This is a genomic window from Emticicia aquatilis, from assembly GCF_014644295.1.
Lineage (GTDB): Bacteria > Bacteroidota > Bacteroidia > Cytophagales > Spirosomataceae > Emticicia > Emticicia aquatilis.
The window spans coordinates 196849-215108 of the sequence record NZ_BMKK01000007.1; the positions used below are offsets into that span (position 1 = coordinate 196849).

At 29.5% G+C, this 18260-nt stretch carries 13 protein-coding genes; 5 read left to right on the top strand and 8 right to left on the bottom strand.

Annotated elements, in window-relative coordinates:
• Positions 1-63 precede the first annotated feature (63 nt).
• Both IEX65_RS17990 and IEX65_RS17995 read right to left on the bottom strand, forming a co-directional pair.
• Positions 64-1857: a two-component regulator propeller domain-containing protein gene (locus tag IEX65_RS17990; protein WP_188767911.1), complete on the bottom strand. Its 1794-nt coding sequence runs from the start codon at positions 1855-1857 to the stop codon at positions 64-66.
• 298 nt (positions 1858-2155) lie between these two features.
• Positions 2156-2434, bottom strand: coding sequence for a hypothetical protein (locus IEX65_RS17995; protein ID WP_188767912.1), 279 nt, complete (start codon positions 2432-2434; stop codon positions 2156-2158).
• A gap of 160 nt (positions 2435-2594) precedes the next feature.
• Here IEX65_RS17995 and IEX65_RS18000 point away from each other — a divergent pair, with 160 nt between their 5' ends.
• The gene (locus IEX65_RS18000) at positions 2595-3311 is read left to right on the top strand and encodes a uracil-DNA glycosylase family protein (protein WP_188767913.1); all 717 of its coding nucleotides are present in this window, start codon (positions 2595-2597) and stop codon (positions 3309-3311) included.
• 27 nt (positions 3312-3338) lie between these two features.
• Entirely contained in the window at positions 3339-4451 is a 1113-nt protein-coding gene (locus IEX65_RS18005; protein ID WP_188767914.1) for a DUF8808 domain-containing protein, read from the top strand.
• A gap of 27 nt (positions 4452-4478) precedes the next feature.
• On the opposite strand, the gene IEX65_RS18010 is transcribed toward IEX65_RS18005, so the two are convergent.
• From IEX65_RS18010 to IEX65_RS18035, 6 genes are all read right to left on the bottom strand, one after another.
• Positions 4479-5924: an argonaute/piwi family protein gene (locus IEX65_RS18010; RefSeq protein WP_188767915.1), complete on the bottom strand. Its 1446-nt coding sequence runs from the start codon at positions 5922-5924 to the stop codon at positions 4479-4481.
• 2 nt (positions 5925-5926) lie between these two features.
• Complete coding sequence (locus IEX65_RS18015; RefSeq protein ID WP_188767916.1) at positions 5927-7447, bottom strand: SMEK domain-containing protein; 1521 nt, start codon at positions 7445-7447, stop codon at positions 5927-5929.
• Positions 7448-7676: 229 nt separating this feature from the next.
• Positions 7677-10646, bottom strand: a complete 2970-nt coding sequence (locus IEX65_RS18020) for a type I restriction endonuclease subunit R (protein ID WP_188767917.1) — start codon at positions 10644-10646, stop codon at positions 7677-7679.
• Between the two features lie 13 nt (positions 10647-10659).
• Positions 10660-12456, bottom strand: coding sequence for a ligand-binding sensor domain-containing protein (locus IEX65_RS18025; protein ID WP_188767918.1), 1797 nt, complete (start codon positions 12454-12456; stop codon positions 10660-10662).
• A 64-nt stretch (positions 12457-12520) separates the two neighbouring features.
• Entirely contained in the window at positions 12521-13762 is a 1242-nt protein-coding gene (locus IEX65_RS18030; protein WP_188767919.1) for a restriction endonuclease subunit S, read from the bottom strand.
• Positions 13763-13765: 3 nt separating this feature from the next.
• Complete coding sequence (locus IEX65_RS18035) at positions 13766-14839, bottom strand: PD-(D/E)XK nuclease family protein (RefSeq protein WP_188767920.1); 1074 nt, start codon at positions 14837-14839, stop codon at positions 13766-13768.
• Between the two features lie 262 nt (positions 14840-15101).
• Here IEX65_RS18035 and IEX65_RS18040 point away from each other — a divergent pair, with 262 nt between their 5' ends.
• The 3 genes from IEX65_RS18040 to IEX65_RS18050 are packed head-to-tail and all read left to right on the top strand — an operon-like array spanning position 15102 to position 18257.
• Entirely contained in the window at positions 15102-15500 is a 399-nt protein-coding gene (locus tag IEX65_RS18040) for a CU044_2847 family protein (RefSeq protein ID WP_188767922.1), read from the top strand.
• Position 15501: 1 nt separating this feature from the next.
• Complete coding sequence (locus IEX65_RS18045; protein ID WP_188767924.1) at positions 15502-17154, top strand: S1 family serine peptidase; 1653 nt, start codon at positions 15502-15504, stop codon at positions 17152-17154.
• Positions 17148-18257, top strand: a complete 1110-nt coding sequence (locus IEX65_RS18050; protein WP_188767926.1) for a hypothetical protein — start codon at positions 17148-17150, stop codon at positions 18255-18257. Before IEX65_RS18045 ends, IEX65_RS18050 begins: the two co-directional genes overlap by 7 nt.
• Positions 18258-18260: the final 3 nt, after the last annotated feature.

The following is an 18260-nucleotide window of genomic DNA, read 5'->3' on the forward strand; positions in this document are numbered from 1 at the left end:
CTACTTCAATTATATATTTTTGAAAAGGTCATGTGATATATTTTTATCAACTAATTGAAGCTTTTATTCTTCCAACTTTGTTATACCAACTCCACAAAAAAGCCATTTTACATTATTTTTATCTACCAATATTTTCCTTATATCATCAGAAGCAATTCTACTATCTTTTGTTGTAAAATGCTTCCATTCTAAACCATCAAATCTAAATAAACCATCATTGTAAGTGCCAAACCATTTTATACCATTTTTATCTATTGCCATACAAGTAACTTCATGCTTACCAATGGTGCTATTTGTTAAATCATATTTTATCCAACTAACATTATCAAATTTTGAGACTCCCTTCCCAGAACAAAACCATTTGTCTCCATTTCTATCAATAAGCATATCTCTAAAACTATCATCTGGAATAATTGCATTTGAAATGTCATATTTAGTCCAAGTATTATTGAAATATGAAGAGATTCCTTTTGCTGTAGCAAACCACTGCTTTCCATTTTCTTCAAATTTAACAGTATTTACAAAGTTGGTACATAGCCCACTATTAGTATTGGTATAATTTATCCAATTTCTTCCATCAAATCTACTCTCACCATAACCTGTACTTACCCATAAGGCACCAGATTTATCAAAATCTAATCCAAATATAATATCACCAATTATCCCACTATTTTTAGTATTATAATTTTTCCAAATACCATTTTCAAATTTATATAAACCAGTATTTTGACTTCCAATCCATTTGTTGCCAAGTGAATCTATTACAAATGGACATTTTACACATTCAATCTCCTTTGTTGTATCTACTGCTGAATATTCAAATGAATTTCCATTGTATTGTATAAGTTTCATTCCCTGATTAACTGCCCATATATTTCCAGCATTATCAAAAGTAGCATTTACTATCCTTGAAATATTAACTTCATTTTTAGAAGGTAAATTCAATAATTTGAAATGATTATTTTCAAAAAGATAAAAACCAGATGCTCCACCAACCCAAAGGTTTTTACCATCAAATGCTAATTTTTTAATATGATTGGTTTTTAATGAAGAGTTTGATGTGTTGTATTTTTTCCAATTCAATCCATCAAAGCAGAAAAGACCTGAACTGGTTGCTACCCAAGTTGTATTTTGAGAATCAACTATAATATCTGAAACCATGTAGGCAGAAAATCCATCAGGAATATTACTAAAATTCTGCCAATTATCATCTTTATATTGATAAATACCATTAATTAAAGTTCCTATCCATATTTCCTTATTCTGTCCTTCAACAATGCTTGTTACCCACACACTACTTTTATCAATTTGCTCAATTTCTTTCCAAATTTTACCATCAAAAGTTAATAATCCAACAAGCATTTGACCACACCAAAGTAGATTACTGGAATCCATAAATAAGCAAGAAATACTATTAGATTTCAATTTAGAATTCTTAGTATTAAAATTTTCTATTTCCCCCCTTTTTGACTTAAACACTCCATTTGAATTTGTGCCAAACCAAACTTCTCCTTTATTTCCTATTGCAATAGTAGAAATAAACTTGCCTTTTAATTCTTTTATATTATCCCATTTACCTTTAAAATAAGTTAACACACCATCATTAGTGCCTATCCAAATTTTACCTTTCTTATCTTTTTTTAAGCAATTAACTTGATAATTGAAATCTTCAAATTGATTGAGTAAATTACCCTTTAAATCTGTTCGTTTTATCCCACTTGTACTACAAATCCAAACTTCATCCTGATTTATTAAAATATCTGAGGTCAATTGGGTATTCAAGAAGGATGTCATTTTCTGTGACATACATAGATTAGCAAAAATGACTAAAAAACAGCTCAAAAGAATTCTTTTCATAAATGATTTAATTATTACAATTATTTTCCCAACCAATACATTTATACATATACACAATTTTCTTGGTTGGGTGAGTTAAGAATAAAAAAGGTTTAATAAAGTTTAATATATAATATCATTTATTACCTTCCTTTGGAGTAGATTCAGAAACAATTGTTTTTTAGGTAACTCCAAGAAAAGATAAAATTAACCCCAACCAAAACAATATTATATTTTTACTAAAATATTTTAAGATTTTTAATATCCTCCACCACAATTTGAGGTTTATCCTTATATAATACTACCAACCCTTTCACAACTAAATTCTTTCTTCAATTTCAGCTTTTAAATTTAGTGCTTTGTAGGCTGCATCATACAATTCAACAGTTAATGGATTTTCTGGATACCTTTTATCTAAATTGATTAAAAATGTCTTTTTACCATCTTTATCAAATAGCCTTGTACTTGTTATGTAACCCTTAATTATAACTTCTTTACCTAAATAGTTTTTAGCTTGTTCAGCTTTTAGTGTATCATTTTGAGCAAATGAATTAATTCCTATGATAAGGAATAAAAATGTGATTGTTTTTTTATACATTACTTATTAGCTTATTTTTATAAGAGTACTGAAATAACAGTAGTTTAAGATAAAAATCTTAATTTAAAAGTTATTCAATTTTTTTTACTTTTCTCAAATATATAGTTTTTCAAAAAGTATACCCAAATTGGTTAAAAATTTCAATAAATATTTTATTAATATGACTCTTGAAGAAAGTATATCAAACCTCCATTCTCAATTTCAACTCTTTTCATCACAAGATTTTGATAAAGATTTGAGTATATTAAAGGTACTTTCAACTCTTCCAGAATATGCCTATCTTTTTGAATTTTATAAAGTGTATAAAGATTATTTTGGTATAATAAAGGATACTCAAGCAGTTAGTAGATATTCAACAAATAGAGACCTACCCTTCATTGGTAAAAATGCTTTGGAAAAGCAAGAGGTTAAATTTATTTTCTATTTTGAGGGCAGTTTAGCAGAAGAAGCCAAACTAAGTATTACTGTTTTATCTCACCTGTGGCTGACAACAGAAGAGGATATTATCAACAAGTTTTGTGGCAAAGGAAAGTGGTGGTATGAGAATAATTATAGATTTATTAAAGACAATCTTAATATATCAAATGAGGTTATTCAGAATTCATACATCACTGATTCTGTGAGATTTTCAGATAAAAATGGTAAAAGTGATGATGAAAAAAATAGAAAATTTATAAAACAAGAAATTTTACTTTTAAAGCCTAAATTGGTAATTTGTGTAGGTACAAAAGCAAAAGATTTGGTGGGCATGAAATATTATGACCAAAATACAAAATTCCATTATGTACCATTTCCATCTTTTCAATTTAAGTCAAAAGTTGAAGGATACAAAAGTAAGTATGAAGAGTTGAACTCTGTTCTAATTAGTTTAAATTGATAAAATGAAGCCTAAAATTCTAACTTGATGAAAGATTATATATTCTCCAACATCAGTAAGATAATAGAAAGAGATAGCAAGACTACTACTTATAAGTTTGCTCTGTTAAGAGGTGTAATTGACATCATTCAAGATAATTCTCCTTTCATCACATTTTCAAATGAGAGAGCTTACTTTTCTTTTGGATTATTGATTGAAAAATGGTTGGTTTATTATTACCCAATTTTAGAATCAAATACTACAATCCCACAAATTAATGGAGAAAATAATTTAGCTTTTGAAAATCAATTTAAGAGACTTATTTTTTTCTATAAAGATTTAGGTGGTTTATCAGCTTTTTATAATGATTTGAAGAATAAGGGAATTCCAAAATATATTGAGAAAGACTTTATTGCATTATCCAACAAATTAAAGAATACAATATCAATGATGCCAATGAAATACATAGGCACTTCAATTAATAGGGAATATTATTCTATTTTCAGGTTAGAAAGTCCAACCTCAAAGAAATATACTTCATCAATTGATATACAATTCTTAATTGAGAATTATGGTAATTTTTCAATACCAATTGATTATTATGAAGCATTTAAAGTTTTAGGTAGTTTTATTTGTGGGCAAGATTCAATTCTTTTTAAATGGGCTTCATTTTCTGTTGGTGCATCTAAGCAAAATATATCAATAGAAAAGGTTATTAATGAGGTATTGAAAAGCCCCATCACTGAGAGGGATGTTGCATTGTCTAAAAAGCTTTACAAAAATATTTTACAAAAGGAAGGAAAAGTATTCTGTGTTTGGACTGGCAAGGCAATTACAAATTATGATATTGACCATGTAATTCCATTCTCTATTTGGAAAAACAATGACTTATGGAATCTATTACCTTCTATGAGTAGTATGAATAATCAAAAGAGAGATAAAATACCCTCTGCTGGGTTAATTGAAAGTAGAAAAGATATGATAATTCACTATTGGGGATTAATCAATGAGTGCCAGCCACACAGATTTAAGAAAGAGATTCAAATTACTCTTTTAGGTACTAATTCTTTCTCAGATTGGGAAGATACCTCTATAAAGAAACTACAAAACATTAGTGATTACTTTATTTCAAGTAGAGGTTTTGAAGAGTGGAATTCTTAAACAGCTAAACATCAATAGTCCAAAATCTTACATATAAAAAGAGTATTTTAATTGTGGGTCTTCCCCTTCTTCAAGGTATTTAAGTATTTCACCAACTTTATGGGAACATTCTATAGTAATTGGTGAACGTTTATCAAATTGTGTATTATTCCAATTCATTTTAGTTAATGCAAGAATTTCTTCACAAATCAGATTGGGAGATTCATCAAACCTATATAGTCTTATTTGTAAAGGATTTGGAATATATTTTGATGTTGATGTTTCATAATATAAAACAGAACCTCTTGTATAAAGCAAATGATTTTTATCATCAAATGCCAAATGTGTACCTCTCAATGGAGGGTAATTATGCTCTCTAAATAATCTATAATTTGTCCTACTAAGTATAGTAACTAAATCTAAAGCATCTATTTTATGTTTTTTAGCAGCCTGCAAAAAGCCCTCTTCTTCTTCCTCATTATAGTTTGAAGATTTATGAATAACTAATCTTTGTGGGCTTATTTTTACTGCTAAACTGTACTCTGTTAATGCTCTATCAATAAGATTAAAGGCCTGCTCTGCTGTAAGATGAGGTATCCTATCATCTTTTCTCTCAAGAATTTCATCTCCTCTAAGAATTACCCCTTTACCTAACTCATCAAATATTTGAGCAATGCTTGTTTGTGTAGTTTTTCTATCTCTACTCTTATAAAAACTAATCCCTGCATAACAAACAATTGAAGAGTCTTTCTTTACAATTCCCCAAGGTGTACCTGATGCTTTATAGTAAAGTGCTGTAAAAAAATTCCAAGCTATTGTAGCTGGGTCTTGCATTTCACCACTTGGTTTTACAATTCTATCTCTTACTAATTGAATTGGTTTACCAAATTTCATAGCTTTGGCTTTTAACAATCTTCTAAAATTTTGTTCAATTTCAGATTCTTCATTATCTAAGACATCTTCATCCACTATTTTTTCAATTCCATCCTCTTCAGGAGAATTATTATCAACAATCTCTGGCAACAGAATTTTTGTAAAATCTTCTGGTAAAACACACAGGATCACATCTGGGCTTTTATTTTTAGATAGCCATTCTATCTCATTCAAATAAAGTTGAACTATATTTTCAATTAATTTCTCATAAGTCACATTCTTTTTTGTATCTTCAAAATCTGAGTTATTGATTTTTCTGATGTAACTTTCATCATACAGTATTTGAGAAGCAAATCCTTCATCTGCTTTATATCCCATAAAATCAGTAAACAATCTTGGTTTATTATTTTTTTCTTTGGATGGGATATGATTTTTACAATCATCTAACCATGAGCAAATAAGTTCAATACTTATACTTTTTCCTATTATGCCTAATTTTATTATTTGGGGTCTGACTTTATCAATATCATAGGGGAATAATCTTCTGATACCATTCTTTGGGCAAACATCTTCACCAAGTCCAAACTTTAATATTGGTTCTTCTATATATCTTATATTCATACTTAAAAATCAATTAAAATTTGATTTGTAGATTTATTTTTATCATTGGATTTTCTTGGTAACCAATCTTCATCTTTAATAGCTGGAGAAAATTTCTGAAAAGTAACTGGCTCAATAAAATCAAACTTATATGGAACACTTGGAGTATAGTTTAGGTCTGATTTTGCTAAATCAGTAGAAATACAGTTAGAAATAAACAAGAAGTGATTATTAACAGCTTCATTATTTTCTTGTCTTTTGATTCCTGTAAGGTACTTTGATTCAAAACGGCTTTTATAGCTTCCACTTGGATTTGTAAAACTCCAAGTAGGTCTTATTGACAGATACCACTCATCATACTTTTCAATTTCTAAGAAGAAAGCTAAATGCTTGAAACAAATCAAAATTACTTCATTCTTTTTTGCTTTTTCTTTATTGTTCATTTCAAATACAACAGTTCTTGGTTGTTCTTTTGTCTCTTTTGTCCAACTCACTTTACGTTCTTTAGGGATTATACTGCTACTACCAAATGCACTAAATCTAAATATTCTATCATCATTTACCCATTCAATACCCTTTTCTTTCAATAATGGTATTATTGAATTTCTCAAAAGTTCTTTGTATTTCCTTAAATAATTCTCATCTACTTCATAAAAATCACTGGCATCAATATTATCAATTGTACCTGTATCAATTATTTCTCTTAATGATTCATTTGAGTTATTTAGGTCTCTAAAAGTAAATAGCTTATCTTGGAAAAGAATAAAGTCCTCTTTTGATTCCTTACCTAAATTATGAAGTTTTGCAAAAACTAAATCTTTCCCTTTAATATTATGCCTTCCACCTCTTCTATATGGCAAAAATCTTTCTTTCCTTAATTGAATAACTACTTCTTTAAGTTTTTCATCATTAATGTCTGTTATTGCAAAATACAATTTTTGAGGTGGTCTAAATTTGATAAAGTTTAAAATCAATTTTTCTGAGAGTATTTTTTCTTTACTATTTAACCTTACTTTTCTTTCTGTTATTTTCAGTTCTGAGAATTCACCCATTAATAGGTCATTTACTTCTTTTACATAGTTTGTGTTTATAATATCACTAATAATTTTAGATAAATCTGCATTATCAATAATATCCCTGTTTACATCAAAATCAATATGTCCTTTTGTTAGTTCAGAAAAGTCTTTTCTATAACTATCCTGTTTCTGTGAAATGATATAAACTATAAGTCTATCAAATGTCACATATTGCTTTTTCTCTACAAATTTTGATATGGTTTCAGTTATCTTTTTACTATCTGAGTCAGATGTAACTTGGATTGCTAATCTTGCTTCATAATCATACAAATCAATAGCAGGATAATTCTTTTGTTCAGAATTATAGTTTTTTAGATTAACTCTAAATACTTTATTAAGTAAGGGTATTAGTACAGTTTCAGCATGAATATTTATATCATAAGTACTTGAAGCTGTATGATTTCTAACCTCTTGTGTAAATCTCCCAAGATATGTTTTAACATCATTTAAAATATTTATTCTGTTCATTATATCCTTAAATTTATAAAGTGAGCTGTTTTCAATTAGTAAAGCCTACATTCATTTAACTTAACTTCAATGGCAAATAATTTACATAGCAATACTAAACTTCCCTGATATTGTCAGCAGATTATAATTTTAAATTAAGTCCATTTATTATTGCTTGTTTGTAAGATTTAGAAAACTAATTTTATCCCTTGAGCTAACTCAATCAACCCAAATTTCATATCCCCTCTCTTTATTTGGTTTGGCTACTCCTTTTAAAATGCTGATACATCATATCTGCAATAATAGGTTTTTTATCTGCTGACTCTACTGTTTTATAGAAATCAAAGTTATCATTGATATACTCCAAAAACATCTTGCTCATCATCTCTGTCCAAAACTGCTTTTTGTTGGCTTCTGAGTTATCTCCTTCCATTACTTTCTTTACCTCTGCACTTTGGCTCATTCTTAGATATACATTATTCAAATGGATTCTATCTTCATCTTTTAAATGAATGCCATGTATCTCATTTACTTTCTTAATGATTTCAGATAAATAGTCTGTTTCTTCTTCTCCAGTTCCTTTTGTACCTCCTTCTGTCATTGGGTCAAGTTCTCCCTGCTTATCTTCTAAACTAAGTTTTTGCTCACCTATTTTCTGAATTCTCAGAGAATCTAAATCAATGGAATCTGTAATATCTATACTTGAGCCTTTTCTTTTGGGTAGCTTCTTTTTGAGGTATTTTAAGAATATGTACAGTTTTTCTAACTCAGCATCAGTAAAATTCATAATTTGAGCAATGTAGCTGTATAATCTGCAATAGGAATTTATCAATGACCTGTATTCTTCTCTTTTATCTTCTTCTTCAATCTCTTGCCATTTCTCAACTGCTCTATTCAAATAAGGCTGTAATGCTCCATCGCCTTCTCTTTCTGAGTAGAATACCTTGCAGAACTCATCTAATTCATACTTTGTAAACAAATGAAATGATTTGATTTCTGTGTCTAAATCATAGAGTTTATGTGGGTCTGTTTCTCCTGTGAGTAGTGTTGAGGTATAGTATGGCTGAAAGGCTTCTAATATAGCTTCTGGTTCATTCACAAAATCAAGTACAAAGGTATCTGTCTTGCCACTTGTCTTTCTGTTGAGTCTTGAAAGGGTCTGCACACATTGGACCCCACCCAATAGCTTATCTACAAACATGGTATGAATGAGAGGTTCATCAAATCCTGTCTGAAACTTGTTGGACACTATCAAAATCCTGAATCTTGGGTCTTTCAACCCATCAGGTATTGAAACATTATTTTGTAAGCCATTAGCAGTGTTTAATGAGCTTTCTGTGTGTTCTTCTCCTTCATGTTTGATGCTTCCACTAAATGCCACCAAACAAGAGTAAGGCAGCCTTAGAGCCTTCATTTGCTTAACCATTTCTTGCTGAAACAATACACAATGTTTTCTTGACCTAACCACCACCATTGCCCTTGCCTTACCCATGATTTGCTTTTGGGTATGATGCACAAATTGGTTGAGTATGATATATACTTTCTGTCTGATGGTTTCTGGGTGCGAATCTACATAGTTTACCAGCTCTTTCTTTACCTTGCCTTCTGGTAGCTCTAAATCATCTTGCTCATCTTCTTGTTTTAGCTTAAACCATCTTTTATAGGTCATGTAGTGTTCCAGCACATCCAAGGTATAGCCTTCTGCTAAGGCTTGTTTCATAGAATAGGTATGAAAAGCCTCAAACTGTCCTGCTGGATTTTTTCTACCAAAAAGCTCTAAGGTTTTGTTTTTGGGTGTGCCTGTAAACCCAAAGAATGAGATATGTTTTTGTTTGCCTCTGGCAGTTATTTCTTTGTTTAGTATATCTTCATAATCTTCCTCAGTATTTTCTTCATCTACTTCAATTTCATTGAGTGATAAGGATTTTTTGAGTTTCTTTGAGGTTTCTCCTGTTTGTGAAGAATGTACTTCATCAATAATAACCCCAAAGGTTCTGCCCTTTAGCTTTGACATGAAATCTGCAATCACTCCAAATTTTTGAATGGTTGTAACAATAATGTCATTACCTTTTTCAAGGGCTGTTTTGAGTTGGTCAGAGTTTTTATCAATGGCTTTTACTACCCCTGCTGTTTGCTCTAATTCTCTTAATGTCTTTTGGAGTTGCTTATCTAATACCTTTCTATCTGTAATTACTACAACTGTATCAAAGATTCTGGTTTTATCAGTACTATTCTTGTACAATGAAGTAAGTGTGTGTGCCAGCCAACCTATACTATAACTTTTGCCAGAGCCTGTGGTGTGTTGTATGAGGTAGTATTGCCCTGTACCATCTGCCTTTATTTGGTTTCTTAGTTTTCTGATAACCTCCAGTTGGTGGTATCTTGGAAATATTAACAAATCCTTTTTCTTTTCTACTACTTTTCCTGCTTTATCATCCCATTCTTTATCTATTTCTGTGGTTTCAAGCACAAAATTTTCAATAATATCTAATACTGAACTTGGGCTTAGAATCTCCTTCCATAGATAAGAAACTTTATAATCATTCTCCACTATTGGATTAATAATACCTTTGTTGTAGGGCAAAAATCTGGTATCTGCTCCATTGAGCTTTGAGGTCATGCCTACTGTGTCATTATCTACAATGAAATGCACCAACATTCTTTTGAATTGTAGTAGTGGTTCATTTTTAGGGTCTCTATCAAACTTAAATTGTTTGATTGCATCAGAAATATCTTGCCCTGTGAGTTGATTTTTGAGTTCAATGCCAATGATGGGTATGCCATTGATACACAGCACCATATCTATTGATTTCTTGGGGTTTTGCTTGGAGTAGTGTAGCTGCCTTACTACACTTAATTTATTGCAGAGATATTTGGCTTGATGCTCAGGGTTTAGGCTGCTTTTTGGCTCAAAATACACCAAATCAAGGTAAACTCCTCTCTCTCTGATGCCAGTTCTGAGTACATCAATTACTCCTCTTTTTTGTATATCAATGGCAAGCCTTTTAAGTAGTTTTTCTTCTGAATCTTCTCCAAACTGAACCTGCCAGTTTTCATAAGCCTTTGGTTGTGAGGTTTTTATAAAATCAATCACCTCTGTGGGTAGCACACAAAGGTCTTTATTGTATTGGTTGTGGTTGGTGGCATGGTATTTCAGACCACCATCTTCATGGCTAATGAGGTATTTTTCAATATGTTCCTCAAATCTTTTTTCAGTCATGGCTAACCTTCTGTTATGGATGGATTATTTTGTTCATTTTTACTAAAGCATTGTTCAAATAATAATAAATTTCATTTTGTGGTGAGATAGCAAAATTAGTATTTAAGGGTACTCCTAATTCCATTTTTCTGAGGGTGTTGCTATTGGTATAGGCAAAAATACCACTTGAACCATAAAAACATTTTTTATCTGTCTGAGGGTCTATGATAATTTTTCTGAAGCCCCATAATGAATTATTATTCTCATCATTTCTGATTATCTGCCATTCATTATTTTTATAATAGGCAATGCCCTTGTATGTTGCTACCCATAGAGTGCCTTCTGCATCAAATTGGATATCATTAATGTCATTATCTTTCAGCAGTTCAGATTCTATTTTCTCCCATTTATTGTTGCTATACCTATAAATTGCATTATATCCATTTACCCAAATATTATTGGTTTTATCTTTTACTATGCCATTTGCTCCAACGTTTTTCAGTACAGGGTCATTTAAAGAATGCTCAATGAGTTTTCCAGAGTTGTATTCATAAATACCTTGTACTGCTCCAACCCAAAGGGTGTTATTGTCTTGAAAGAGGGTTAGTATATTCTTCTTGATTTCAATGGTTTGTTTTTGCCAACTACCATTGATAAGTTTTAAAAGTCCATGTTTCTCTGTTCCTACTATGATATTTCCTAAACTATCAATTATGGCAGGACAATTACTACAAGTAGTATCTTTTGATGGTTGTTTGATAGTTGTAAATTTATCTCCTTCTAACTTTACTATTCCTAACTTAGTATTGATGAGGTAAATGTCTCCTTCTTTTGAGAAAAAAGGCTTAGTTAAATTTGTAAATGGTATATCGTTGGGCATATTCACATCAAGAGTGGCTATTTGTTTGCCATCATTGATAATGATTGTTTCTTCAAAAAGATTTGCCAATATATCATCTCCAAACTTTAATATCTTAAAAACATGACCTTTATTTTGTTTAGCTTTTAAACTATCTACAAAATATTGTGTCCATGTAGCATTATCATATTTAAAAATGCCACTCTCTGATGAAATCCATTTAGTGTCTTTTTCATCTACAATTATAGTATTTACAATAAAGCCTGCAAAGGTTTTAGGGTCTTTTATAAAGGTTGTCCATTTATCTTCTTTCTGTGTCTTTAATCCACTTGCTTGTGTACCTATCCAAAGTGTATTGCTTTTATCTTCCTTGATGTCTTTGGCCCATAGTATTGAGCTGAATTCTTTGGTTTTATCAATCCATTCTTTACCATCAAACATCTTAAAGTATGAGAATGGATAGGAAACCCAAACTCTACTTTTGGAGTCAACAAATAGCTTATGAATACTGTTATCAAGTCCATCTTTTTTATCATAGTAACTGACACTTCCATTTGATTTCAATAGCATAACCCCTTTGCCAGTAGTGCCAACCCAGAGTTCATTGGTAGTGTGATTGTATGAAAGACAGGTAATAACTGTGTTTTCAAAGGTTTTGATAAAAGTTGGTTTTTTGTTGTGCAATAACCAAAGTCCACTTACTGTGCCAACAAATATTTGCCCTTTTTTACCCTTTTCAACACTTGTAATCATGTTGAAATCATATCCTTTTTCAGAGCCAAGTACTTCTTTTAGCTGATACTTCTTGTCAGTTATTCTAATATCAAAATTGGTAAAAAAACAAATTTCTTTTTTTTGTTCTACTGCATCAACGATTCTTTTTGCATACTGATACTTGGCTATTGGTTGAGCAGATAAGCTACCTATAAATAATACACTAAATATAATACTGACTAATGGTGTGTGTTTCATTTTGTGGGTGTTAGTATTTACAATCATTTTTATTGGAGAAAATTATTAAAAGTTTTAGGTTTCTTTAAGCTACACAAATCTTCCCTGTTACTACATTAGAAATAAGGCTTTGTCTGTATTCTTTGAGTGTTGAAATCTTTTGGCTCTCCAGCTCAATATTTTTATCAATCAATGCTGTTTGCTCATCTAAGTAGGCTACAATGGCTTGTTGTTCTGAAAGTGGTGGTACTGGAATAGATAAATTCTTAATTTTATCAACAGCTAATCCTGGCTGTGCTGCTGATTGAGAATACTGATTAAGGTTCATTTTTCTTAATAATTCTCCAAGCCAAATTGTTTCATCCTCCTTTATCATTGTTATTACCACAGCATGTTCAGAAGCCCAGAATTTCCCTTTTGCATAATTAATATTACCACATAACGCCCCTTGTCTTCCAATCAAGACATAGTGACCTTCATAATTGTACTTATCACAAAATCCACGAAATCCATTTCCACCATAAACAGGATAGCTTGACTCATAATCTATTTCTTCTGAAGTTATAGAATCTCCACTTTTTAATATACCTACATATTTTATTTTTTTCATCTGCCAATGAGATGGAATTAAACCAATATCAACTAAACCAGAATCTTTCATGGACACATTTTCATCAAGCCCTTTGGTAACAGCCTGATTGATGAGGGCTGCTCTTTGCTCTTTGAGTAGCTCAATTTTTCTTTCTTTTTTAGCAATTAACTCATCAATCAAAGTAGTTTTTTCATCTAAATAGGTTACTATTGCTTGTTGTTCTGAAAGTGATGGGATTACTATTGGTATATCTTTTGTCTGAGATTGGTTTAATATGGGTAAGGTTGCAAAATTTGCAAGACTAACTATATTTACTGAATTTGTAAATAAAAATAATGCTCCAAAATATGGTTTAATTTTTTCATTAAATACTATTGCATTTATTTGTTGATTTGATGAACAAGGGTAATTAACAATTCCAATTTTACCCAAAGTTGCACCTATACCAACCATTAAAACAGAGCTTTTGGGGAAAACCTTAACTTTTCCATCTTTTACAGCTAATTCTGTTATTTTCCTTTTAGAATCATTAAGCTTTACACTCTCAGATGAAAAATCAGCAGGTGTAAACCAATTAAAATCACCACTTTCAAAATATTCTTCATTATCAGTAGGTGGAGTAGTGCCTGTTTGAACTTCATTTGTTACAAATCTTAGCTTAGAAACACTCCAATTGCTTGGGATTTCACCAATCCAATCAATGTTAGAGGGTTTGTATGTGGGGTATTTTTGCATGGCTTAGAGGTTTTGTAGTGCTGTAATAAGTGGTTGCCAAACTTCTTTCACTGATTGTGTAAAGTTTATTTCAAAATCTGGTTTATTAATTTCATATACTTGGTAGAAAGTAGAAGTCCAGTCTCTTCCATTATTTTTCTCTTTGGCTACCATTAATTTACCACTATTCCTGTATTCATTTACAAGCTCACTGAAAATGCCACTATTTTCTTTATGCCATTCTTTATACCAATGCTCACTACCTGCAATCCAGAGAGATATAAGAAGTTGATTGGTGTTTTCATCATTAAAAAACACATATCCATAAAAAGATTTATCTTTTATTTTAAAGTTCATTGAAGCATTTCTTTCAATAGTTACTTTAATTTGTTTGTCAAGAGTACTTCTTACAATAGAACTAACTTGTTGGAGATAACTTGATTTTACTTCATTTACAAGCCTAAACAAGTTGATTATTTGCTCATTATTATTTGATAAGAAAGCCAGTTTTTCTGTTAGGTTTTCCACAATGCTATATTGTTTTTTTAGTATGTCAATGAAAGTTTGAAAATTTTCTGACTGTCTTGTGCTAAGTTTAGGTGTCAGTATTTCAAACTTTTTTTCAATAATCTGAAATAGCTGTTGATGAGTACTTACTTGCCATTCTCTAATTTTTTCATAATACTTCACTACTGAAAGAATCAAATATTTTCCTCTTTTTTCACTATCATAAGATTCATATACTTCTAAATTGTTGTAAATATCTGCAAAGAGCTTATTCTCAATTAAAATTAAGTTTGAGGCATCTCTAATGATGATGTCAATATATTTTTTCTGGTGATGCACTTCCCTATGAATACTGATTGTAGTTAGGTCAAAATCTGTTTCTAATCCTACTAATTCTTTAAGTGCATCAAGAAATAGAGTGCTTAGTCCATGAGATTCTTTAGGGTCAAGAAAGTAAGCATAAAGATTACTGATTGTTAGTTCTTTTACTCCTCTTCCAATAGCTAAAATATTGGGTTCTTTTGGAGTAGTTGTTTCTTTCAGTATTGGGTTTTCTAATAGGTCTTTAAATTGAGTGTTATATTCAGTCATCTGTCATCTATTTTGATGTGGTTGTGTGTATTTTTAGGTATAAAGTTACAACTATTTTACTTCATAATATTTTAATAGAGCAAGTAATCAAGTTATTTGCTTCAACTTTTAATTTCAAATATAGATAATTACTTACTGTTTTTTTACAAGAATTTAGATGAGAGATACCGTATAATAAATATAGTATAATATGTTTGTTAAAAAATTTGAGATTTCATAGATTTATTTAATTAAATACCAACACATACCTAATTGAAAATTTATGAGCTACTTAATAGAGTATTTTGAGGATATTCCTGTCATTTTAGAGCCTGACATTGCTTATTTTTCCATTCATGAAGATGTTAAAGAACTCAAAGTATTAGAGACTAAAGAAAAAAAAAATCAGGAATATTATCCAACTTCAGCACATGATTCTAATGAAACTTTATCAATAGAAGTTAAAGAAAAAATAGCTACTCTTAAAGAAGTTATTGCTGCTATCACTAAATCATTTAGCAACACTTTTGAAGAAATTAAAAGTGGCATTTCTGAGGTTGAAATTGAGATAAGTCTTGGATTTGAAAAAGAATTGAAGATGTGGATATTAGGTGCTAAAGGTACATTTAGCACAAAAATTAAAATAGTCTGGAAAAGAACAGCTTTAAATCATAGCATATAAGATGTCTGTAATCAATAATAATTTGAAGAAATCAATTTGTAAAATTGAAATATTAGATAACAATAAAGTAAAAAGTAGTTTCACTGGGTTTTATTTTGCACCACAATTAATTTTAACTGTAGGTCATCCATTTATAAATTCTGAAATTTTTTCTGAGGAGAAGAGAAACACAGAAAACCAGAGTCAAAGTGTTATCAAAATATATATTGAAAATGATTTTGTTTCATATGCCATAGTTGTGGAACAAAGATATGAAATTGAAAAACCAAAAGAAGTGATAGATTTTGCAATACTAAAAGTAGATAAGCAAAATGAAAGCTTTTTGAAATTAGGTAGTGCAACTTATGCTAAAAAAGATTGTATCCTTTTGGGATATCCCTCAGATACATTAATGAATGACCCAAGATTTTTGCCAGTAAGAATTTTAGGCCAAATAAGGGATAATTTTGTTCAAATATCAGTGGATGGGAATCAAGAGGTTCCAGCCAATGGAATGAGTGGTAGCCCTTGTATAATTAATGGAGAAAAGCAGGTACTTGCCATTCAAACACATTTTGACCCAAAGCAAAAAGTATTGTTTGGAATTACTATTGAATCAATAAAAAAGATATCTAAATATTTCAACAAACATTTGGTCTATAGACATGAAAACATTTACAATAATTTATTTGATAATGGACATGTAATTAGAATTAAAAATAATACTAATTCACAAATAAATAAACGATGGTCATTACTTATTAGTGATGAAAATTTAGAAGATATCAATTACCAACTATTGCCACAATGGAATATAAAGTTGATTAATAAAGTAAATGAAATAATTCAAGATTTATTAAAACATCCCAATTTTATTAGTGAAAATGAATTAACTTACTATGAAATAGTTAAAGACCTAATTAAAGATGGAGTTAATCCATTAATGTATGCTCTTGATGAGTCTCCCTATAACAATAACCATTTGAGGGTAGTTATAGACCCCACAAATTACTTTATAAATTTGGATTCTAAATGGAGTACTTTTTCAAAAGATAGTATTTCACATTCAATTTCAATAGTAGCAAATTTTAATGAATGCCAAAATAGAATAATTAAAAACCCTAATTTTGACTTGACATATGAGATAGGTATGAGCAAAGAGGTTGGTAATATTAAGTATTTCGTAGATTGTGTAATAAATATATTAGTAGATATTACAATTGATAGAATAATATTTTACAAATATAATATTTTCCCTCTTTTATTTATTGAATCAAACTTGGGATTAAATTTCTCAAAAATGAAAGTAGCATTTGCAAAACAAGAGATGAGAAAATCATATGGTTTAGATTTTTCAGAAATTGATATAAACTATATATCACTGGCATCGCTAACTCGAATATCATTAAATCATATGGATATTAGCACTAACATGTTAAAAAATATTTTAAATAAATTTATTGAGTTTTTGTTGGCAAACTACTTTGATGATAGGAAGTTTGTAATAAAGATTACGAAAAGTACAATTAAAGCACATGAAAGAGGATTAAAAGAAGAAACATTAAGAAGAATTTTTGGTACTTATAAAATAGGAGCTACAAAAGCCTTTGAAGTCAGTAAATATTATGAATTGAATTCTATCTCACAATTTATAAGTATAGTAAATATATGTTAGGATGTATTGTTGAATTATTTGGAGTAAGAGATAAAGCTGAATATGACCATATTGAGTATGAGAGAGATTTGTCTGATTTCAGAAATTCAATATTTATTTCATTAAAGAAAAAGTTTAATGGAATAACAGATAATAAATCTTTTGAAGTCCTTTTTTTTAGAGATTTTTTATATCTATTTACAACATGTACAGATGATTTGATAAATGTTTTAAACAGCCTGCAAGATAGTCTTATAAAAAAAGGATTACTTTATAGAGCTTCACTAATTGAAATAAAAAAAACTGAAGATAATGTTTTTATATTTTCTAAAGAGTTACAAGAATTTAATCACAGTAAGGTTACCTTTATTAAGTCAACCCATGAGAGTGTTTTATTATATAGCAAACTCCTTGAGTTGAAAGGGGTTGGTATAAATGTAAATTTAAAAAATACCAATCCTGATAAGTTTCTTGAGAATTTTTGGGTTTCCCAATCAAATGTTTCTAAAAATAGTTATAATACATTCATTGATCTAAAAATACCACAGTCTGTTTTAATAAATGAAAGCTATTATCCAACAGTTTTATCTCTATTTAAAAGGTCTGGTATTAATAAAAAAATTGGAGTATTTTACATACCTTTTTATTACAATATTTTGAAACAATTGAGTATTAAAGAAATTAAACAAGGTGAAAAAAGTATTTTTGATAAAGAACAAAAGTTTGTATATTTTGAAAATTATCTATTGAGTCATGAATTCTTTTCAAATGAAATTCATATTAAAGGTATCGAATTAATAGTAGCTGTGATTGTTTCCAAATTATTTGATGATGATGTTTATACATATTCATCAAAAGCACTTTTTAATGAAATAAAAAAAATTATGATTAACTCAAATGTCACTTTAAAAGAGTTTTTAAGTAAGGTTGAAAGTTCTAAGATTGAAAGTGAAAATGGTTTTTCAAACATCAGATTATTAACAAATTATTACTTCTTGATTAAAAGAAAATGGATTAAAAATCTCTTATCTCGAAAAATAAGTGATGTTCCAAAATCAACAATTACAAAATCAGAATATAATAGATTTTTAAATTTTTGTTCAATTATTGATTATAATTATTAAATT